We start from the raw sequence: 22,507 nt of genomic DNA on the forward strand, positions 1-22,507 counted from the left end.
AACTTTTGGACTGTACAATTTTTATATAGAGTAAAGTGGTCACTATAAATAACTTCAATAAAATTTTACTTTTGGACTGTACAATTTTTATATAGAGTAAAGTACGAAGCTTTTAAAGAATTGAAATTGATAAAACTTTTGGACTGTACAATTTTTATATAGAGTAAAGTCTTTTTCTCTTTTAGCATCGGAAAAAATAAACTTTTGGACTGTACAATTTTTATATAGAGTAAAGTATAACTGTCTAAGTGGTGTTCATTAATATGACTTTTGGACTGTACAATTTTTATATAGAGTAAAGTTTTCACACTTCTTGTATTGCAGGTGATTTAACTTTTGGACTGTACAATTTTTATATAGAGTAAAGCAAAACCAGGCCACTATATTTTTATAAAAATACTTTTGGACTGTACAATTTTTATATAGAGTAAAGCCCAAAGGATTTACAACGGTTTTATATCCTAACTTTTGGACTGTACAATTTTTATATAGAGTAAAGCTCTTAATTCTTTTAAACTGTCTGCTTTGTTGAACTTTTGGACTGTACAATTTTTATATAGAGTAAAGCAATATATAACCTGGATCATTAACAGGTGAGACTTTTGGACTGTACAATTTTTATATAGAGTAAAGCTTTTGCCACAAAACTACAGGAGCTTTTGTTACTTTTGGACTGTACAATTTTTATATAGAGTAAAGCTTTTTCATTGCTACTCTAATTGGGTTTGCCACTTTTGGACTGTACAATTTTTATATAGAGTAAAGCATTTAGGATTGTATTTTTGAACTGTCCCTAAACTTTTGGACTGTACAATTTTTATATAGAGTAAGGCTTTTGGTTGAAGCAAACTTATTGAAACCGAATAATTTTTATTTAAAGAAATCTAACTTTTTATATGTTCTTAAACTCATAATTGAAGGGTGATAAAAAACCTTTTATCTATGTTATTAGTAATCCAATCATTTGAGCAATTACAAAAATATGCCAAAAAGGGGCGAAATAGTAAAGCTCGTTTAAATTGCTTGCTTGAAACGAATTATTTGGAAACCTCAAAGTCTTTTAGTTCAATTTTGGGCCAAAAACTAATTGAACACAAAACAATTTCTTCAACTAATAAAAACGAAACTATTTCAATTTCTGAGCAAAAAGAAGATTTAATGTCGCTTAGCGATCTTAAATATAAAACGCTGATATAACAATCATTTCAACTAGTGGAGCTAAACCAATTGCTCTTAAATTACAAGCAGCTTACGATTATTTAGATTATGAGCCTTACAACCACAAAACCGAAGAATTTAAATTAAATACTAGCGTTGCTTGAGACTTTAATAAAATGAAAAAATTTCTTTTACTTCTAAAATAGCAACACATAAACAAGAAAAAATTAAGTTGGATAATGAACTTCAAAGAGTATTAGCCAAAATAAATAGTCTAGACAAAAATTATTGTTTAAGTTCTTCCCTAGAAAGAGAAAAATAAAAAAGAGTTAAGCCTACCGATTAAATATGATTTAAACATACAACAGCATAGCAAGCATAAAGTGCAAGCTCTCTTAACTCTTTAAGACCATTTTATCATATGAAGTACAAAGTTTTTTTAAAAAGATTGTTTATTGTTACAAAACGAAACATTATGCATTGATTATAAGCGAAAACTCGCATGAAAAATTATTCCTAACATTGACTCATGCTAGCAAAGAAAACAAGTACAAAAATTATCAAAATAAATGATTTGATGCAAAAAATAATGGGTAAATTTTATGGAATTAACATTAAAAAATGCCTTCCAATATTATGGCAAAGGTAATAAGAAGAGGTTAAATAAAAATTGGAAGTAAGGCATTTATTTATTTAAACAACAAAATTGATGAGATTTGTTAAAGATTAGTCCTATGCAATACTTATGTATAAATTAAACATTTTTATTTTAAGTTAATAGCATGAACCCATGGCTAAATTGATTTTATAAAGCTTAGGTATTATTATTTCGAGCGTTTAATATTACCCAAAATATCTATATCTACCTTTCTAAATTTTTTAAAAAATTCATTTACATTGTGTCTAATTGAATCGCGTTTCCTTTTTTGTAACCCAATCTTTTTAAATTTATTTTCTTTTAAATGATAAAGAGTAATTTCAGTGCTACGCTTTACTATTGAAATCCCAACGATATAAGCAAGATTATCGTAGTTATTTTTAACGCTTTCGTCTTTGGATTCATTTGTTTTTATCCTTTCAAAAATTTGACTTTTAAACAAAGCTGTATAAAATTCATATTCGTCACCAATCCCAGCATCACTTTTAATCTTGTTGAGTACTTCATTTTGTTTATCAGGAGTATCAGCATTATTAGCTAACCCTTCAAATAGGCTAGTTTTAAAATGGTTATTTACTATTTTTAAGTTTTTAGCATTTATAGCAACTGCTTTTAATTCTTTAGGTTTTTGCTTATGCTTATAAACCAAGCATCCGAATGATGTTAAACTTTCTTGAAAGTATGCTTCTTTTCAACCATTGCCATCTTTTTTTAAAATTGTTTTGGAGAAAATTACATCATCTAAAGTCTTGGTTTTGAATTCATATTTCAAGTTTTGAATTATCGCAATAACTTTTGTAAACTTACTATTCATTAATATAAATTTTTTTTGTCTTGATAATGCTTCGAAACGTTCTTTAGGTATAATTTTTTGAAATTCTGGAATTTCATCAATTTTTGTTGCCAAGAATTTCATGTAGTTTTCAAATGGATTGATATTTTTCTTAGATCCGTCAAGCTCATTTTGTTTAAATTCTGCTTTATTATAGATTTCTTTTAATAATTTATATTGTGAATAACCCACTTTGCTTTTGTAAATAAGCAGCTTAGATTTGTCATTTTCATTTGCATTGTCACTAAAAAATGTTTCTAGTTTTTTTAGATCTGATTCGTCTTGGGAAAGCAGTGAAAGCTTAGATATTTTATTTATAGAGTCATGATCTTTCATTGCGGCTTTTTTGTCAGATGAAATTTCAGTGTAGCCATATCGAAGTTTATTAAATAATTCACCGTTAGTCCTTTTAGCAAGAATTTTTCGTGAATATTTGACTTTTTCTACAACATTCTCGGTAATTTTTTCGATTATTTTGTTCATTGTTTCATCGAATTTCATTCGTGCTCAATCATCGTTTGTTTTTTTGAAACCATTAGAAAAGAGAAATTTCTCATAATGCTCTTTTCCATTTATTGGAGCATTTTCTAAAATTAAACCCGTTCTTTTGTCTTTATAAAATACATTGATACCATAAACTTGCGATAGATAGTATTTATTTATGAACACAATTAAAGAAGCATCAATAGCGTGGTGGAAAAACTTGTCACGATCTTTTTTAAATCAACAATTTTCAATAGGCAAATTATAGTTTTTAAGCAATTTATTAGTGATGCACTTACGGAATAAGGAAGTAAGAGCCCCTTTTGTAGTGCTAATCTTTACTTTTTTGTTCTTGCTATTAACGTTGTCTACTGCATCTTCTTTATAACTAGACGAGTTATTGAAAAATGCTTTCAAAACATCAACAAATAACTTTGTAGAATGCCTTGTGTCGTTGAGACTTCGGTTTAAAAAATCATCTAGCTCATATTTATTATTCAGTGATAAGTATTTAATTTTTTTCGCCAATGATTCTTTATTAGGAAAATAATTGATGTTTCAGTTTTCTTTAATTTTGCCGCTAGTTGTGCATGATCAATAAGATTCTAATTCACTTCATTTTTCTGCATCGGAACCTAACCACTCGTATGGCGTTCTATTGCTTTTGGCTTGGTTGTTCTTCTGCTTTGTAATAACTTTATTCGCAAATGAATTATCCGGCAATACGGTTATAGGAATAATGTGATCGATTTCATATAAGTGTGGTTTTCTAATTACATCTTCTATCGTAATTGTTTGACAATCATAGACATCTTTACACTTTTGTTGCAAGAGTAATTTAATTTTTTCTTTTGTACTAATTGGAAGACTATTATATTTATCTTCACTCACATGCTTTTTAATTTCTTTAATAATTTCTTGATTAGATTTTTTATTTGATTTATTTTCTTTATTTATTCTATTTGTTTCTTCTTTAGAATTTTTATCACGTGCCATCTCAACAACAATTTCGGCTATTTCGTAATTGTTAGAGTATAGTTTAATAATTTGGTTTAATACTCCAATAGCTTCTTTAATGGTTCTTTTTACAGACGGTGGTAGTACTGCATCATCAAATTGCTTAGCGTCAATATATTTGGTCTTTTTGGGCTCTTGGTTTTTTGCGGCTATTTGGCTTTTTATGTCCGGATCTTTAAATTTCAGCTCTTCTTCATTGCTAGTGGTTTTTGCCAATTTTGGAATGAAAAGTCTAAGTGCTTTAAATGATAAAGATGATGTTAGGCTATAACTGTTATTGATTTTTGCTAAATTTAATGACAAAATTTCCGCTAATTTTTCAAACTCAAATTCGTCATCTTTAATGCTATTAAGAAATTCGCTAGCCTCAGTCTTTTTAAAATACTCTTTTAGCTCAGATGCTCGAGTATCCACGTCAATAGATTTAGATAAAATTTGAGCAATATTATCATAAACATTTAACCAACTTGGAGAATTCTTTTCAATTCCTTCAATCGCCAAATCCAATGTTAAAAAAGAAAGGTCTTTAATGCCGCTTTGATAAAAAGCCAATGTTAATTCGCGAATACTTTCTAAATTACTAAACGTATTTTTTCGCTTTCATAATCAAATTTTGGCGACTTAATTTTTAATTCTTTAGTAGCTATTTTTTTAAAAATGCGATCAACTTCAGGCGACTTTTTATTAGGATCCTTTTTAATTGATTCTAGAATACCATTTATGATTTTAAATTTCAACTCTGAAGGAATTTTAGTTCTTTCGATTATCACGTTATTATGCACACTAAATGTATCTAGTCATCCGTTTGCTAAATCTACTAATAAGTTATACAATGCGGCACTAGGGCTTTGCTTTGGTGCTCTATATTCATCTTCAAATACTGAACACTTACCAATCGTTTTTTCTCAAATCGAATTGTATTTTTTAACAACCTCGCCATATTCGTTTTTTTCGTAAATTCCGTATTTAGAAGGGCTATGTTCACTTCCTGGTCCTTCGGCAAAACTTCTTACATACTTGAAACGACTTAAATAATGTTTTGCGAACTCCGAATCTGTAAAACCTTGCGTTGCAAATAAGTCTTCTATTTCCTTTACTCATTCGTTATTATGAAATTTATATTTGTCATTATTAATACTACTTAGTTCTTTAGAAAAACCATAAAGTTTGAATGCTTCAAATAATTTTTCGCTAGGTCGTAGTCGCTTGTCAACACTATCTAATATTGGTTCAAATTTTTCTTTATTATCTCCTTTTGCTTTCAAAGAAGATTTTTTGTTAGACTTTTTGCTTTTTGTCTTTTTTGGATCATTAACTTCATCTAGAGTCTCTTCAACTTGTTCTTCACTAATTAAGTTGTAGAAAAAACCTCGATTTTTTAAGTAATCATGCAAAATATAAACAAGTTCTTGAGGGCTTACTTTTTCTTTTAAAGCAAGACACTTTAACTCAAGAATATTATTTCATTTTTTATTAGCTTCAAGAAAATAGGATGTTATTTCGTCTTTACTACTGAAACCGAAAATATTTTTGTGTTTGACGACTTCACGATAAAAATGTAAATTACGATATTTTTTACGACGATTTATTCTTCGCGAAGATCTTGCTTCTCGTCTTTTTACTGCCAATTCTGGTTCGGGAAACAACCTTGATCCAAGATCAATAATATCATCTGTTTCTTTATTAACTATTGATCATCCTACTGAACCAATACCTAAATCGAAACCAAGTATCACTTTAGTTTTCTTTTCCATTTTTTAAAACTCCCAATTTTATTAATATAAATTATATCTTAGTAAGTATATCAAAGCAATACAATGCTGGCTAATTAAAGATAAAAAATGCTTCTACAAAACAATTTTAAAATTAGAGTAAATAAAGAAATTATTTTGATTAAAAACAACAACAATTAACTATTAACAAATAATTTTTAATTTGTTAAAATTAAGTGGCATGGTCAACTGCGGTGCGATTAATTCGTGCTGAGGAAAATCCGCTCTAGCACTTTCTGAAATGAAAGTAGTGTTCACGCTAGATCAAAGAAATCTAGACAACTAAAGAAATTTTAGTTGATGACTAGTGCAACAGAGACGAGCTTATTAATTTAAGTATGCAACGATGTAAACTCCGTGAGCTAGAAACCCAAATTTTGGTAGGGGAACTAGAAAAGGGGAACTTTTTAACCTAATTCTGGAGACTAATGCAAATTAGTTTAGATAGATAGTTGACGCCATAATTTTTATGGAACAAAAAGCGGTTTACAGTGCAAGCAAATCATTACATCTTGTATGATTTGCTTTTTTTATTTTTAACTAACATTAAAGTTAATTTAAACCGTTATACAAAATGCTTTTTGTGACTTATAAGATGTTAAAAATTGTAATGTCAAGAGCTAAATAAAAAGTCGGCATGTCTGACCGACTTTAAATTGTTTGTTTTGTAAATTATTGTTAGTTTATTAATTTTGATTACGGTTAAGATTTTCGATTTGACTGTTTAGTTTTTTAAGTTCGGCTAGAATTAACTCTTCATTTGTTGGAGTAGGTTCTGCTTCTGGTTCAATTGGCATCTTCTTTGCTTTTGCATATTCAATGGCGTTTTTGATTGAAAAAACAATAAGAAGTGTAAAGAAAACAACGGTTGCAACAATTACAAATTGAATTAGTGCCGCTAGAAATTTACCAATTTTAATTGTTCCGGCAACTTTTAGATCTTCAACGCTGCTAGCATTTCAAATTTTTGCAATTGCAGCCATAATCACATCATTAGCAAGTGAAGAAACAACGGCTCCAAATGCAGCACCAATTAGCACTGCAATTGCCAACATGAACATATTTCCTTTAGTTATTGATTTCTTAGCATCTTTGTAAGCGTTTTTAAAAACTTTTTTCTTGTCATTTAGTTCTTTTTGTGTCATAGTTCTTTAATTGTAATAAATCAAATTCTTTTTTTGACGATTTGTAGCAACTTTAGACCAAAGAAACTAAATTGGCGCAAAAATATTAGTTTCTTTTATTTTCTTTTTAGTTAAATAAAAATTCAAAAGCCGTGCAAACTAATATTTTGTTTAACATTTATTAATTAAAAATTAACTTTATAATTTATTAACTATGGAACTTAAGGAATATATTAGAACAATTGATAACTTTCCTAAAAAAGGAATCAAGTTTAAAGACATTTCATTATTGCTAGCTAATGGCGAGGCTTTACATTACACTATTGAGGAAATGGCAAAACTGGCAAAAGATGCTGACATCATTGTTGGCCCTGACGCGCGGGGCTTTTTATTTGGTACACCTGTCGCAGCCAAGTTAAAAAAACCATTTATCATGGTAAGAAAAAAAGGTAAGCTGCCAGGTGAAGTAATCGGTTATGAATATGCTTTAGAATATGGCACTAATGTTTTAGAAATTCAAAAAGGTATTACTAAGGCTGGCCAAAAAGCTGTAATCATTGACGATGTTTTAGCTACTGGGGGCACTTTAGAAGCGATCACTAAAATTCTTAATTCATTAGGTGTTGAAGTACTGCGGATTATTGTTTTAATGGAACTTGATGGTTTTGATGCTAGAAAAAAACTAAATTGTGACATTAGAAATTTAATTTTTATTAAAGAAGACGAATAAGATTATGAAACTAAAAAACTACCACTCATATCACGAAGTTGAAGACCAATATAAATGAGATCTAGAAGATATTCTAGGCCAAAAGACTTATCAAGAAATTGAAGATGAATACTTTAATTTATTTGAAGAAGCGATTAAGACAAAAGATAGTAAATATGAGTCAATTGACGCCTTCATTGATTCAATTAAATTATCAGAAAAAATAGCTTTGTTGGGCAATAAAATCGAAAATTACATTCATAATAAACTAGCAACTAACCTTGTTGATTTTGAGCTTAACACTCTCTCAACTAATTTTACCATTAAAAACGCTTCATATGCTAAGCGTTTAGGCTCTGAACTTAATAGAGTGTTTACTAATCAAGAAAAAATTCAAATGTGATTAGATGACGATCGTTTAAAAGATGTTAAAAAGGATTTGCAAGAGCTACTAAAAGATTTAAAGTACAAACTAAACGACAATGTTGAAAGTTATTTAAATGACACGGCTAAAGGTGCGCCAGCTTTAGATGAGATATTTTCAATTTTAACTGATAGTGAAACACAATATGGCTATGCCACTTCTAAAAAGGGTAAAAAATATCTAATCACCGAAGCAAGCCGTCAAGCCTTATTAAAAAATACTGATGAAAAAGTAAGAAAAGAAACTTACTCCAATTATTTAAAGGCATTTTTAGCTAAAAAACAAACTCTTGCCAAACTACTATATCAATCACTAAAAGAACTTTCAGTAAACTCTTTATACCGTTCTTATCCTTCTACAATTGATGCTTTAATTAGTGGCGATCATATTACTAAAGATTTCCTTATTACCTTATATGACTCAGTTAGCAAAAATAGCTCTTTAATTAGAAAATTTGCCACTGCAAAAGCGAAATTCTTTAAGAAAAAGTTCAATAAAAAGCAACAAATTTGAGACACATCTGTTGATCTAGTAAAAGTTAAATCTACTTATAGCGTTGAAGAAGCTAAGCAAATTTTGCTCGATATTACTTCTGTGATGCCTTTTGAATATCCTCAAATTGTAAAAGAGGCGCTTGAGACAAAATGAGTTGATTATATGAATGTTCCTAATAAAAGAAGCGGAGCATATTCAATTGGCTCATCATATGGCATTAGTAAAAAATATATTCTGATGAATTTTAATGGCACGATTGATTCAGTTAATACTTTGTGCCACGAAATGGGCCACTCTTTACACTCTTATTATTCTGATAAAACACAACCATTTGCAAGAAGTCAATATCCAATTTTTCTAGCTGAAATTGCTTCTATTTTTAATGAGCTGCTATTAAATGATTATTTGATTACGAAAACAAATAACAAAAAAGAAAAATTCATGTTACTTGAAAATAGTATTTCAGACTTTCTTGGCACAGTTGTTAGACAAACACAATGATCAAATTACGAATATGAACTGTATGAAGCTTTAGATAAAGATGAGCCAGTTGATAGTTATGAAGCTTTAGAAGAACTTTATGTTAAAGTCGCTAAACAATATGCAGCTTTTCCTAAAAGAATTAAAAAAGGACTTCCTGCTAATGTCTATTCTGTCATGGTCCCACATTTTTACTACAACTTCTATGTTTATAAATACGCAATCGGTTATATTGTCGCTAATGTATTTTTCCAAAAATATAAGCAAGAAGGCAAAATTGCACTAGAAAATTACGTTACTAACTTTTTAAGTGCCGGCGATAGTGATTGACCTGCTGAAATTCTTAAAAAAGCGGGCGTTGATATTTATTCAAAACAAATTTATGACGAGGCCTTTGCATTGTTAGAAAGCAAAATTAACGAATATATTGCTTTAGGCAACGAAATTTTTAAAACAAAATAAATAACAATGCTAAAGAATGTGGCAACAGCTTAGTTGTCATATTTTTGTTTTAAAGGTTTTTTAATTTTTTAATTTTATAATTAAGGTGTGAAATTAATCAATATCCATTTAAACTCAATATATTCATTTTTACAAAGTACAATTCAACTTGACAATTTGATTGAAAATGCCTTAAAAAATAACGTTGAATATCTTGCCATTACTGAAAGAGGCAACTTTTTTTCGTTTGCACCGTTTTATGAAAAATGTCAAGCACATAAGCTAAAAAGCATCTTTGGTCTTGATGTTGACATTGAAATTCAAGGAAAGCCTTATCGCTTTATTTTGCATGCAAAAAATAACACAGGACTTTTTGAACTCTTTAAACTTTCTTACGACATCTTAAGCAACAAAAAACTTTATCTTGATGACGTTGCTAATAATAAAAATATTATCTTTATCGAACACGTACTAGACGGATATTATAAAAAGACCAAACAAGTTTTAGATTATGATAACCACTATATATCCTTGGGCCTTCATGAAGTTTCTGAAAATGCTGTTTTTATTAACGAAAACTTACACAAAATTTTAATCTCGCATCATAATGCTATTATGGATTTTGATGACAACTCGCTTATTAAGATCTTGGCATTAATGAATGAGGATGCCATTAATAGCAATGCAACTTTTGATATTTTAGAATTTGGCTTTGCCGTTGCTACTGACCTCGAAAAAAAACTTATTACAAAAACCAATGAATTAATGCAAGGCTGCTATTTTGAACTTCCGAAAAACGACTATATACTACCGAAATTTCAAAACGAATTAAATTTAGATTCTACTAAATACTTGCAAACATTAATAAAAAATAATATTGTTAAAAGATTCGAAAAATCTGCATGGAATGACGAATATAAACTTAGATTACTACATGAAATGTCCATTATTGAAAAACTTAAATTTGAAGATTATTTTTTAATTATTCAAGATTGAGTTAACTGAGCCAAAAAAAATAAAATCGCCATTGGGCCAGGACGGGGATCAGCCGCAGGTTCGCTTGTTAGCTACATTTTAGGAATCACTAATGTAGACCCCCTTAAATATGGGCTTATTTTTGAACGATTTTTAAATCCTGAAAGAGTTTCAATGCCGGATATTGATATTGATGTGCAAGACAATCGCCGGCAAGAAGTAATTGAATATTTAAACAAAAAATATGGTTCTAGCCAAGTAGCTAACATTGTAACATTTGCTTCGCTTGGTAAAAAATCTGCTATTCGTGATGTAATGCGAACTTATGATGTTTCACCGGCAATGATTAACGAGGTTTCAAAACTAATCGGTTTAAAAGAGGGCAGTTTATTAGAAGAGTATCAAAGCAACAAAAAATTTGCTTTGGCCTTAAATTCATTAAATAAAGAAGATGCTAATTTTTCAACAAAAATTCTAAATTATGCTTCGCAACTAGAAGGTTTTTATCGCCAAACCGGAACGCACGCTGCTGGAGTAATTATTGCTCCTAAGCCAATTAATCAAATTATTCCAACATACAAAATTGAAGATGGCATTCAACAAACGCAAGTAAGTATGGAATATTTAGAACACTTTGGGCTTCTTAAAATGGACATTCTAGGATTAAAAACGTTAACAACCATTCAAGAAGTTCTTTTACAAATTAAAAAAACTAAAAATCTTGATCTTGACTTAGCTAAAATAAAATACGAAGATCAATTAACATTTGATCTATTAAATACGGGAAGCACTGTTGGTATTTTTCAACTAGAAAGTTTTGGCATGACTAAAGCTTTAAAACAAATCCACGTTGATAGTTTCAATGATATTGTTGCTACAATTTCACTTTATCGTCCTGGTCCGATGGATAATCTTAAGGTTTATGCGAAAAGAAAAAATGCCCATGAACCAATTCCTTCCATTAGTAAAGCCTACGACGAAATTGTTAAAGGCACCTACGGCATAATTATCTACCAAGAACAAATTATGCAAATCGTGCAAGCCGTGGCTAATTTATCATTTTCGCAAGCTGACAACATTAGAAGAATTATTTCAAAGAAAAAAGTTGACGAAATGCATGCTGTTAAGACCAACTTTGTAAATAGTGCTATTAAAAATGGCTATTCAGAAAAAGACGCACTAAATATTTTTGAACTTATTAGCAAATTCGCCGATTATGGCTTTAACAAATCGCACGCTGTTAGTTACGCTATGATTTCATACCAAATGGCATATCTAAAAGCACACTATCCTTTGGAATTTTATAGCGCCATTATTTCTAGTGCTCATGGTGCACATGAAACTATTGCTCGTTTTAGTGCTGAGGCCAAAAGTTTAGGAATTGAAATTATTTCACCAGACATTAACCTTTCGAACCAAAATGCCACTATTTTAAATAAAGCTATTGTTCTACCACTAAATATGATTAAAGGCATTGGCCCCGAAACTGTAAGATTGATTCTTGAAGATCGTAAAATTAACGGACCTTATCGCAATTTCTTACATTTATTTGTTTGTCTAATGCATATTAAAAACTTTGGTTTGGCTAACCTTGAAATTCTAATTAAAGCTAACGCTTTGCGGACTTTTAACATAAATCAAGCCACAATGCTTAATGAAATTGCCAAAGAAAATAGTGATATTAGATTACTTTTTAAAATAAAAAAGACCGACAACTCTTCACCTAAAGATTTTCTTGAGGAAATAAATAACTACAGCCCAAGTGAACATTTCAAAGTAAATCCAAAAGAAGAAGCTCAAAACGAAGCTTATTATCTAGGACAAGTATACAATTTCAATTTAGTCAAAAAATACGAACTTGAAGGTAATCGACTTGCTAACATTCACCTCGGTACTGAACATATTATCTATGTATATTGCAGTGATGTGAAAAGAAAAATCTCTACTAACGACAAAGAATACTATGTTGTTGTTTTAGAGGATTCTTCAATGCAACTAATACTTAGAATCTTTCGAGGTAATGATTCATACTTAGAAATGAAAAATCACATTCTAAAAGTTAAAATAATTAGACAAGCAAACGGTAATTTTATTTTAAGGAATTGGAGTATTATCAACGATCATGAAGAATAAAATTTTAGTAATTGATGGCACTTATCTTGCTTATCGCTCTTACTTTGCCACTACCTATAAAGGTGTTGTCATGGCCAATCAAGAAGGCACTTTAACTAATGCTGTCTTTGGATTTTTTAATACTTTGCTAACTCTAATTAAAATGCAAAAAGTGACCCATGTTTTTGTGGCTTTTGATTCGAAAATTAAAACATTCCGTCATGAACTTTTTAGCGGTTACAAAGCAACTAGACAAAAAGCTCCGAGCGATTTTTATGTACAACTTAACTTCATTCAACAAATTCTAGATGCCCTTAACATCACAAATTTTTATAAAGATGGTTTTGAAGCTGATGATATTATTGCCAAAGTAGTTAGCATTTTTAGTGAAGATGAAATTCTAATTCACTCAGCCGATCAAGACCTTAACCAACTAATTAATCCCAACGTTGCTATTATTAAAAAAAATAATAAAGGGGTTTATTTTGAACTAAATGCTAACAACTTTGGCGAGTATTATGATTTTCTGCCATCACAAGTAATTGACTATAAAGCATTAGTTGGCGATAGTAGCGATAATTTCAAAGGCGTTCCTGGCATTGGACCAAAAAGTGCCGCTGGATTGCTTCATGAATATGGAACCTTAGAAAATATCTTTGCTAACATTGAATCAATTAAACCTGCACTAAAAGCTAAAATTGAAGCCAATAAAGAAGAAGCCTTGCGAGATAAATATCTAGCAACTTTGCGAACTGATTTTGAAATCCCGCCGATTAGTCACGAAGAGCTACTTATATCGGCGATCACCTTAAGTCCTGATGCATCTTATATCATTCGCCGTCTTGAGTTAAATTCGCTTAAAAATCGTTTACTTGAACTACTTGCTAACTAAAATTTGCTTGCTATCAAAAAAGCAAATTTTTTTAATAAAAAAGCCTAAATTTTTCTTTAAAAAAATGCTTATAAATTCACAATTTGGCGCTGTTAATAAAGCCCGTTTTTAAAAAAATAAGCCACTAGTAAAGTGTTATTTTTAGAATGTGAGTTGTTAATAAAATTTGGCATAAAATCTAATAAAAAATAAAGGCTCCTAGTTTTTAAAAGTTAGGTGTGCAAAATGCCTAAAATAGAAGCATACCAAACAAAACAAGGAGCAAAAAATGAGCGAGATTTTTTACATAGAAAACCCTGAAAATGTTAATAAATGTGATCTAGAAAATCTTCGCCTTTTTTATTTGCCAGTAATCGGTACAACTGCCACTTGTTTGTATCAATATTTATTAGATTTATATGATTTGTTAGTAGATAAAACTAAAAAACTTAATTTAAATGAAACTTTACAATTTTTAGGGCTAAACTTTGAGCTTTTTAAAGAGGCTAAAGAAAAACTAGAAGCCTTAGGACTAATTAAAACTTATTTGTCACCTAACTATGAAACCCTTTATTCTTTAAAGACGCCTTTATGTGCAAATGGCATCGCGCAAAATAGTCTACTTTCTAATTTAATTATTAAAAAAATTGGCATAGACCAATACACAGAAATAATAAAAGCTAAAGCAAAAATGAGCTTTAATAAAAATGAATTTTACGAAGTTTCAAAAAAATACTTTGAAGTATTTGATGTTAATGAAATAAATTTTCAAAAACCAACATTTGATTTTGAAATTCAAGACATTTCTAATGCAAAGGATCATTTAAAAAGTGAAGATTTTATTAAGTATTTAATAAAAAGAGAACCTAGCCCATCACAACTGCTAATGTTAAAAAAACTTCGCAAAATGGCATTTAGTGATAAAAGTATTAACCTATTTATTAACTTTTCATTTAATGTAAATAATTTAATTGTGGTAAACTACATTGAAAAAATAGCAAAAGACTATGCAAGACGTAATATTTTTGAAGCCGACGCAGTAGATAGTGAACTTGGCTATGCACTATGTTCTAAAACTAGAGAATTTAGTGTTAGCGAGCTTAGCCAACAAACTTTAGATATGCAAGGTAAACTACTTGAGCTAAGCGGCGAAAATAACTGAGATAATTAAACTTAGATAAAAGAGGGAGGACAACTATGCAAAAAGAAATTTTAGATCGTGCCTTAGCTAATGTAACTGCCGAAGAATTTGATCAAAATGCCGAAAAAAGCGCCATTCTTTGCCATCCTAAAATTGCTGAGTTAATTATCACTTTAAAGCTAAATCAAAAACAAATTGATAATGGCATGAATTATTTACAAAAATACTACAATTTTCTAACTAAAAACAGCAAAGAACCGGATTGAAAAATTTATGTCAATCTTGATGGCCAACTTGATATTGATTTTAGTAACGAAATTAGTTTTCGTAAGCAAAATATGTACAACAATTTTTGATTAACACAAATCACTCCTTTAGATAATGATTTAGAAACTTATTTTGCCATTCCTTCAAAACAAAAACCACGGAAAATCTTAACCGAAGCTGAACAAAAAATGCAGCTCTTTTCACCGGCACTAAAAAATACGATTCAACTTATTACTGCTAAAGAATCAAAAGGACTTTTTTTAGTAGATGATTCTTTTGCTGCTTCAAGGGCAATTTTCAAATATTTAGCGACTCTTTTTGCAACCAATAAAAACAAAACGGTTGCTTATATTGATGCCAATTCTTTATATAAATTTTTAAGTAACAATTATTATAAAAAGCCATCACAAAGCGAAAGCCTAATTGAAAAATATTTACTTGAAGTTGATTATTTATTCATTGAACGTTTAGGAGTCGGTCTTAAACCTGAGTGATTTATTACTTTTTTAATTTCGATCTTTTCGGAACGTGAAATTAATCATAAAATTAATTTCGTTTCATCGCCAATAGATATTAGCGGCAACTATCCACTAATTTTGAATTTAGGACAACACTATAATGCCGGAGCCGAAAAAGTTGAAACACTATTTAAAAATATCCTAAAAACATCTTTTGTAAAGTTTATAGCCAAAAATAAATAAAAATGCCAGTAATCATTAAGACACTAGCTTTATTTTTTATTGATATAGTCAATAATTTTGCCATCTAAAATTAACTAAATATTCTAAAAACATTAAACTAAATTTATTTTTTAGTATATAATGTTATTGCAAATTGACCATGTGTTGCCACCATAGCCAAACGGCCAAGGCATAGGTCTGCAACACCTCGATTACCGGTTCGAATCCGGTTGGTGGCTCCAATATATGCGCCCGTAGCTCAATTGGACAGAGTGCTTGGTTACGGCCCAAGAGGTTGCGGGTTCGACTCCTACCGGGCGCGCCATTTCAAGAAATTGAACCAAAAAATGCAAAAGTTGCATTTTTTATTTATTGCTTTTTTAGCAATTAAGTTATAATAGTGCTAATAGAGTGCTAAAAAATTTTAATAAGGAAAGTCAATGGAAAAAAGAACAAACTATCCCCAATTAACTGAAAAGCAAAATCATTTTTTTAAATTAATTGTTGACACATACATCAAAACCGGCGCCTCAGTTGCTTCTAAAGAACTAGTAAAGCGGTGCAATCTTAAATGTAGTTCCGCTACGATTAGAAATGTGATGGCAAGTTTAGAGCAAATTGGTTTTTTAGAAAAATACCACATTTCCTCAGGAAGAGTACCATCTACTTTGGGATTAGAATATTATGCTAAGTTTTTAGTTTACAATCCAAAAAAATATTTTGACCAAAAACTCGAAGACTTACTTGCTAAAAGAAGAATCAAAATTGATGCTACTTTAGAAGAAGCGGCCGCTATTGTAAGTGAAGTAGCTGGTGTTACTGTTGTAGCAACTTCTAATAACGCTGCTGAAACAATGAAAAGTATTCAGCTAACAACCTTAAGCGAACTTTCAGCAATTGTAGTCATTGTTACAAGTTCTGGGAGAGTTGAAAGTAAAATTTTTAACTTCGAAAATTCTGATATCAGTCTTGAAGATCTAAGAGTGGCAATTAGACTCTTTAAGGAGCGGCTAGTAGATACGCCACTAATTCATTTAGCTAATAAAGCTAGAGCATTAACGCCCATCTTTGGACAGCAGTTAAAAAACTATGAGCTCATCTTACAAAAATTTATTAAAAATATTTTTGTTTTTGAAGAAGAAACCACTAATAAAACCTTTAACAAAGGGGCAATTGTTTTATCAAGAAACATTAGCCGCGAAGAAATTGCTAATGTTTTAGATTTGATTGAAAAACATTCGGTTTGAGAGTCAATAGATAATGATTTAGATGAAGATAATAACATCAAATTAGATGTAAGTCGCCCAAATTTAAGCATCATAAGTAAAAAAATTGATTTTAGCAATGAAAAAAACATTAAAGAAATTACCGTAATAGGGCCCAATAATTTAGATTATGGTGAATCATTTGAAGCACTTGAAATGTTAGAAAAAATCATTAAGGAGAAAAAGTAATATGAAAATTATTCGTAAATATGATTATGTAGAAATGCAAATCGTTGAATTTGAGGGTAAAAAACGTACCAAAAATTTTCCTGAAGAAAATATCAAAATGTATCTAGGGACTGATGATTCTTTTGATAGTCGTGTAACCAAATTTCTAATTGGTCAAACTTTGGTGCTAAATAGTAAACTAATTTATGTTAATCCCGAAAATAAAAAGAATACGATTGAAATTGAAATTTTTAAGCACTCTTCTACGCCACAACGCTATGTTAACTTAATGATTGAATTGCAATATTTAAATAATCAAATTGCCACACGCAATAAGAAAATAAATTTACTAGAAGAAGCAATTGCAACAAAAGAAAATAAAATTAGCACACTTGAATCTGATTTTAAAAAGCAAATTAGCGACCTGCAAATCAAAGCTCAACAAGTAATTAATGAGCATCGCAAGAAAAATGATGAACATTTTAATAACCAAAGAATTGAAGAACAAAAATATGCACTTCAAGAATTTTTAGAAAGCCTACTACAGCCATTGAACAATTTTGAATTAGCCATTAAAAGTGCTCATACAATTGAAAACGATGTCGTTCAAAATTTTGTTAAAGGGTTTGATATGTTATATTCCCAAATTGAACAAGTGTTATCTGAAGTAGGCATTAGCAAAATTGAACCCAAAATTGACGATTTATTTGATCCAACTTTACACCAAATTTATGAAGTTAAAACTTCAGAAAAACCTGTTGATACAATTTTAGAAGTTAAAAATATTGGCTATAGACTACACGATCGCACCATTAAACCAGCACTAGTAGTCGTTAGCGGCAATGATGTTAATTAGAAAAGAATTTTGCCTTTATGAATGAAAATACAACCGCTCAAAAACCTTTAAGAAAAAAACTAAATTGGTATACTAAAACAATCATCATCCTAAATGCTTTGATTTTTGTTGTTACCTTCGTTTTTTTAGTTAGTCTCGGGCTAAATACTAAAAAGCAAAGTCTTGGAAGTTTTCTAACTTTCGCATGAGCACTTTGGGCACTTATTCCGCTTTTAATAGCAAATCTAGCAATTCATATCATTGTTATTGTTAAAGCTTTTAAAAGTAAACAAAAAGCAATTGGGTCCTTATTAATTGTTTCAATCTTAACTTATCCGTTGGGCATTGGTATAGCACTTTCATTAGCAACATCGGTATTTTTTGTAAATCCCCCCAAACAAAAACAAGATGAAAGCGAACCTTCTCATGATGAAAAAATCGCAAACGAACCTGAGCACGATCATCATGATCATTAAATCAATTTTTAAAATCATGAATTATAAATTGAACTAAATTAATCATTTTGGTTTAACTCAATAAGACTGCGTGAAAAGGTCTTATTGAGTTTTTAATTTAGTTTAAATTATAATATTCTTTGTATGTCTAAAAAGTTTAAATATCTAGCAATTGGTGACTCAATAAGTCAAGGATTCAATAGTAAAGTAGGCTCTGCTACTTTTGGCGAAAAAAGGGTAAATGACGTTTTTCGCAAAGGATTTAGCTACTGCGATTATTTAGTTGAGTACATCCATGACTATTTGATTTACAAACATAATCGAAATGATGCTAAATGCATTGATTTTTGAAACAACTTTGAATATTGCAATTCTTCTTTATCAGTGGCTCGTATTTTAGACTACACACAGCTACTAAAAAATCAATTTGATCCTGAGTTTATTGAGATGATCAAACTCAATAACACTATTCAAAAGATATCGAATTTAGACTATCATGTAGAAGATTTTTGAAATTTTAATAATAAAGAAAACAATAAAGAAACTTACCAAGAATTAAGCAATCGATTTAAAGACGCTATTAAAGAAGCCAATCTCATTACCATTAGTATTGGCGGCAATGAATACGAAAGCTCAATGCCTTTTCATTTATTTAGGCTTCTTCTAGTTGAAAGAAACTTAATTCAGCAACGTGAAATTAAAGAAAAATTATTCGCGCAAATTAATAGCATTTGTCAAAAAATTACCCAAGAATACATTGAATTCGTAAAGTTAATTAAAACAATTAATCCTAATGTTACTTTAATTCTTATTACTTACAATCCGCCCTTTCTACCATTTTTCTTATCTTATGAAAAAATCCTTAAAAAAAGAACTCCAGCTATTTTTGGGGATTTCTTTAAAAGAATTATTGTGTGTTTTAACGATGTTGTACAAACCGTTGCTAAAGAAACTAACTCGCTATGAACAAGAACTTTTAGCTTAAAAACTTGAGCAAAAGCGGCGGACAAATTATGAGAAAATACAATTGATGTTCACCCTACTGAGCTCGGATATCAAGAGATTGCTAGAAAAGTATTTTTGACCTTATTAAATAGTAAAAGTTTTGAAATTTTCACGCCTAAAAAGAGCAATCCTAAAGTTCGAAAATTTAACTTAAAAAATAATAAATTAATTTCTAAGAATAACGCTTCTTACTTTGAAAATGTTCTAAAGATGCCAATGAATACCAATCGCATTGTTTATATTTTTAGAGTATGATTAGAACAAAACAAACAACTGCAAAATCCTTATTTTGCTCTTGCTAAAAAGACTTTTGTTAAAATCACTGACTCGCAATCAGAGACCCAAATTACTAGTAGAGTTAACTACTCTTCATTGAGTGCTGTTATTATTGAAAATATTCTAAGCATCATTAGGTATTTACCTACGGATTCGGAACTTCACAAAGCCTTTTTAAACTTTTCTAAAGAAGACGATTACATTATTAAATGCTTACTTGCCATTTTTAATACGCAAAGCATCATTGATTTAATTGATAGTGTTGAAAGCTTGTATCGCACACACCCTAAAATTAGTTTAAGCAAATTTTTAAACATGATTTTTATCAAAAATGAAAAGACAATTTTTAACTTAATAAAAGGGTTATCTAATAATAAACAAGGGCAAAACTTTAAATGAACAAATATTTGACTAGATGCTTTTTACGATGATTTTAAGAATCATAAGCCTATTCGAATTCTTAATGAAAAGATCAACACTTTTTGGTACCATCTAACTTTTGATGATAATGTAGCAGCACTTATAAAAGAATTAGTTTCTTTAGTTAAAGGAAAATTAACTAAAATATTAGAATATCAAACTTTTGACCATATGTTAAATAGTTTAATAATAGAAAATAGCGATTTTTTTCACAATCTACTACGTGCTATTATTGACTTTTCGATTGCCTATATTAGTAAAAATAAAGGAATTTTTGCCTACACGCTTTTAAGTTTAATGAATATTAAAATTAAAAAAATGAGCAATCGCGATTGAATTAAACTTGAAAAGTTGATTACTAAGATTTTGCCAATTCTTTGTGATCAAGATACTAAAAAAATTATGGTAAAAACAATTTATAGCGTACTTGAAAAAATGCGCATCTGGCCGGCTTTTAACTTCGATAAAAACCCGAAAAAAAGCTTTATTAAAATATTAATTAAAGATTTTGGCAAGCTATTTATTAAATTTATTTTTAAAAAAGAAAATCGCAAATTGATGAAAGTAATCATGAGCCTTGTCAAGTACAAATTTGGGTGAAAGCTTAAACACTTATTTAATTAAAGTTGCACTTTTATGCTTTAGATGTCCTCGCTTTAGTATAGCGAGTATAATTTATTATTATTAAAATAAGTTTAAATTGGGAGATCAAAATAGGATGAGAATTTTCTTTCAATTACAACTAAAAATCTTCTATCGGCAAATTTCTTCATATGTTGCCGCAGTTGTAATTGGTTTTCTAAACATCTGTATGGCCCTTGCACTTTATATTTCTATTAAAGTAGTGGGCGGTAATAACGAGTTAATTAAAACCCCAGAAATTAATCGTATTTTCCGTGGTTTTATGATTTTCTTTGCTGTAGCATCTTCATTTGTAATTTCCGCTTTTGCTATGCAAACACTTTTTTATAAGTATAAAAGTGAAGGAATTTATTATGTTATGCATTCTAAACCGATTAAACGTTCAAAAATCTACATTGCTACAATACTAGCTGGCTTAATTGTTTTAACCTCACAAACCGCAATAATTAGTGTGGGTTATTTTATTGGTACAATGATTTTGCCTTCAATGACTTGAAAAGCCAAAATTTTATCATCACTCACTTTCTATTTGGGATGTTGATTAATTGCGGTATTTTCTTTGGCGCTTGGATCAATTGTTAATAATTACATTCAATCCAAAAGTTATCAATTTGCAGCAGCTTGAGTGCCAATTATTATTACTTTGCTTTTTAGTTTTATTGCCACACCACCGGCTACAAAAGCAAATGTGTTACACACAATTGCGCCAAATCAATTAGTAACCCCTGTTAAAGAAAAGCCAAATGAAGATGAAATTAATCAATTGGCCAAAAGAATTAGTGATCCACGCAACAACACTTTTGAATATAGTATTGAAAATAAATTAGACGAGGAAACTTTTTCAGAATCAGTCAACGAAAGTAATCGTAATTTGTATCGCGGCGTTTACTGAGCCGATCCAAATACTTACTTTTCTTCAATGTTCTTTCTAACCGGGCGTGAAGATAACCGCACTAACGAGTTTATGTACACCAAAAAATATAATTACACTGAACAAAATTTTCAAACTGCACTAAAGAATAAACATTTAGTTTTTAAAACTATTGATACCGATGTAAACGGCAATAAGGTTGTCAACTACTATACTCTTAGCTATAATCGTCCTTTAATTAATGAATTGGGTAGCATTAAATCCAACGAAAGGTCATTGCTAGGGAACTATTTAAAAAATGCGGGTACTTTAAAAATAAGAGAGCAAATTAGAAAAGCTTATATTGATATTGAAAAAAATTTACTAAGCAAACTCAATTCGCTTTACGATGATCCAAATTTTGTCATTAGTAAAAATATTACGACTTTAACACCCCTTACTTTGCTAAGCAATTTGGCTAAGATTGCAGCTGATAGCAAACTATTTGAAATTATTAGAGATTTTACTGTTGATCATACTACTTTTCCAAACGATCCACAATATGATAAAGAAACTCTTAAAAAATTAACTAAAAGCGAACTAGAATCCTTAAGTACTAATCCAACTTTTTCAAACTTTATCCTAAAATATAATCTAGCAAAACAAAGCGCTTTATTATATTTGCTTGTAAAGTTAATTCAAGATAAAGCAAATGGTACTTTAAACAACTTTAACTACAAAACGATTGATAAGTACTTGAGTAGAAATTCTTCACTGTCAGCTTTAAAAATTGTGCAATTAAATAATAATAAAGTAATCAACTTCGGGACAAGAGAACCGCTTAAATGATATTATGCTTTGCTAATTTGAGCATTTACTTGCACTGCCTTAATTACAGTTGGAGCAATCATTTTCAAAAAGGGTAATTTGCAATAGCAAAAGAGGTTTCTAT

At 29.7% G+C, this 22,507-nt stretch carries 15 protein-coding genes, 2 tRNA genes, 1 other RNA gene and 1 CRISPR repeat array (1 of these 19 running past the window's edge); of the genes, 15 read left to right on the top strand and 3 right to left on the bottom strand.

The features are described 5' to 3' along the window. Nucleotides 1-833: a CRISPR direct-repeat array (repeat unit 36 nt; unit sequence ACTTTTGGACTGTACAATTTTTATATAGAGTAAAGT) (it extends 1,256 nt beyond the left edge of the window). 109 nt (nt 834-942) lie between these two features. Beyond that, nucleotides 943-1,197 (top strand): TraM recognition domain-containing protein, encoded by a 255-nt coding sequence (locus tag EXC42_RS02190; RefSeq protein WP_012498352.1) that lies wholly within the window; start codon nt 943-945, stop codon nt 1,195-1,197. Between the two features lie 785 nt (nt 1,198-1,982). Here EXC42_RS02190 and cas9 (EXC42_RS06255) read toward each other — a convergent pair. Beyond that, nucleotides 1,983-4,700, bottom strand: a complete 2,718-nt coding sequence (gene cas9 / locus EXC42_RS06255; protein ID WP_041914105.1) for a type II CRISPR RNA-guided endonuclease Cas9 — start codon at nt 4,698-4,700, stop codon at nt 1,983-1,985. 20 nt (nt 4,701-4,720) lie between these two features. Next, the gene (gene cas9, locus EXC42_RS06260; protein ID WP_041914106.1) at nt 4,721-5,902 is read right to left on the bottom strand and encodes a type II CRISPR RNA-guided endonuclease Cas9; all 1,182 of its coding nucleotides are present in this window, start codon (nt 5,900-5,902) and stop codon (nt 4,721-4,723) included. Between the two features lie 195 nt (nt 5,903-6,097). Here cas9 (EXC42_RS06260) and rnpB point away from each other — a divergent pair. Next, an RNA gene (gene rnpB / locus EXC42_RS02205) (RNase P RNA component class B) lies at nt 6,098-6,414 on the top strand. 192 nt (nt 6,415-6,606) lie between these two features. On the opposite strand, the gene EXC42_RS02210 is transcribed toward rnpB, so the two are convergent. Continuing rightward, nucleotides 6,607-7,065, bottom strand: a complete 459-nt coding sequence (locus EXC42_RS02210; RefSeq protein WP_012498353.1) for a large conductance mechanosensitive channel protein MscL — start codon at nt 7,063-7,065, stop codon at nt 6,607-6,609. 193 nt (nt 7,066-7,258) lie between these two features. Here EXC42_RS02210 and EXC42_RS02215 point away from each other — a divergent pair, with 193 nt between their 5' ends. The 13 genes from EXC42_RS02215 to EXC42_RS06285 all read left to right on the top strand — a co-directional run bounded on the left by EXC42_RS02215 (nt 7,259) and on the right by EXC42_RS06285 (nt 22,491). Further along, nucleotides 7,259-7,774, top strand: a complete 516-nt coding sequence (locus tag EXC42_RS02215; protein ID WP_012498354.1) for an adenine phosphoribosyltransferase — start codon at nt 7,259-7,261, stop codon at nt 7,772-7,774. 4 nt (nt 7,775-7,778) lie between these two features. Beyond that, nucleotides 7,779-9,614: an oligoendopeptidase F gene (gene pepF, locus EXC42_RS02220; protein ID WP_012498355.1), complete on the top strand. Its 1,836-nt coding sequence runs from the start codon at nt 7,779-7,781 to the stop codon at nt 9,612-9,614. 87 nt (nt 9,615-9,701) lie between these two features. Continuing rightward, a complete protein-coding gene (gene dnaE / locus EXC42_RS02225; protein WP_129648921.1) occupies nt 9,702-12,701 on the top strand; it encodes a DNA polymerase III subunit alpha in 3,000 nt (999 codons plus the stop codon). Further along, entirely contained in the window at nt 12,691-13,572 is an 882-nt protein-coding gene (locus EXC42_RS02230; RefSeq protein WP_129648924.1) for a 5'-3' exonuclease, read from the top strand. The genes dnaE and EXC42_RS02230 overlap by 11 nt, the downstream gene beginning before the upstream one ends. Before the next feature lie 268 nt (nt 13,573-13,840). Beyond that, the gene (locus EXC42_RS06265; RefSeq protein WP_012498358.1) at nt 13,841-14,722 is read left to right on the top strand and encodes a DnaD domain protein; all 882 of its coding nucleotides are present in this window, start codon (nt 13,841-13,843) and stop codon (nt 14,720-14,722) included. Between the two features lie 26 nt (nt 14,723-14,748). Next, nucleotides 14,749-15,660, top strand: coding sequence for a hypothetical protein (locus tag EXC42_RS06270; RefSeq protein ID WP_012498359.1), 912 nt, complete (start codon nt 14,749-14,751; stop codon nt 15,658-15,660). Nucleotides 15,661-15,806: 146 nt separating this feature from the next. Then, nucleotides 15,807-15,881 (top strand) — tRNA-Cys (locus EXC42_RS02245). 6 nt (nt 15,882-15,887) lie between these two features. Next, nucleotides 15,888-15,964: transfer RNA gene (locus EXC42_RS02250), tRNA-Arg, on the top strand. 115 nt (nt 15,965-16,079) lie between these two features. Then, nucleotides 16,080-17,093 carry a heat-inducible transcriptional repressor HrcA gene (hrcA, locus tag EXC42_RS02255; RefSeq protein WP_012498360.1) on the top strand — a complete coding sequence of 338 codons (1,014 nt, stop codon included), beginning with the start codon at nt 16,080-16,082 and terminating at the stop codon, nt 17,091-17,093. Nucleotide 17,094: 1 nt separating this feature from the next. Next, nucleotides 17,095-17,928, top strand: coding sequence for a nucleotide exchange factor GrpE (locus tag EXC42_RS02260; RefSeq protein ID WP_012498361.1), 834 nt, complete (start codon nt 17,095-17,097; stop codon nt 17,926-17,928). 17 nt (nt 17,929-17,945) lie between these two features. After that, complete coding sequence (locus EXC42_RS06275; protein WP_012498362.1) at nt 17,946-18,383, top strand: hypothetical protein; 438 nt, start codon at nt 17,946-17,948, stop codon at nt 18,381-18,383. 123 nt (nt 18,384-18,506) lie between these two features. Beyond that, entirely contained in the window at nt 18,507-20,687 is a 2,181-nt protein-coding gene (locus tag EXC42_RS06280) for an SGNH/GDSL hydrolase family protein (RefSeq protein WP_129648927.1), read from the top strand. Between the two features lie 94 nt (nt 20,688-20,781). After that, nucleotides 20,782-22,491, top strand: coding sequence for an ABC transporter permease (locus tag EXC42_RS06285; protein ID WP_012498364.1), 1,710 nt, complete (start codon nt 20,782-20,784; stop codon nt 22,489-22,491). Nucleotides 22,492-22,507: the final 16 nt, after the last annotated feature.

It is taken from the genome of Metamycoplasma arthritidis, from assembly GCF_900660715.1.
Classification (GTDB): Bacteria; Bacillota_I; Bacilli_A; order Mycoplasmatales; family Metamycoplasmataceae; genus Metamycoplasma; species Metamycoplasma arthritidis.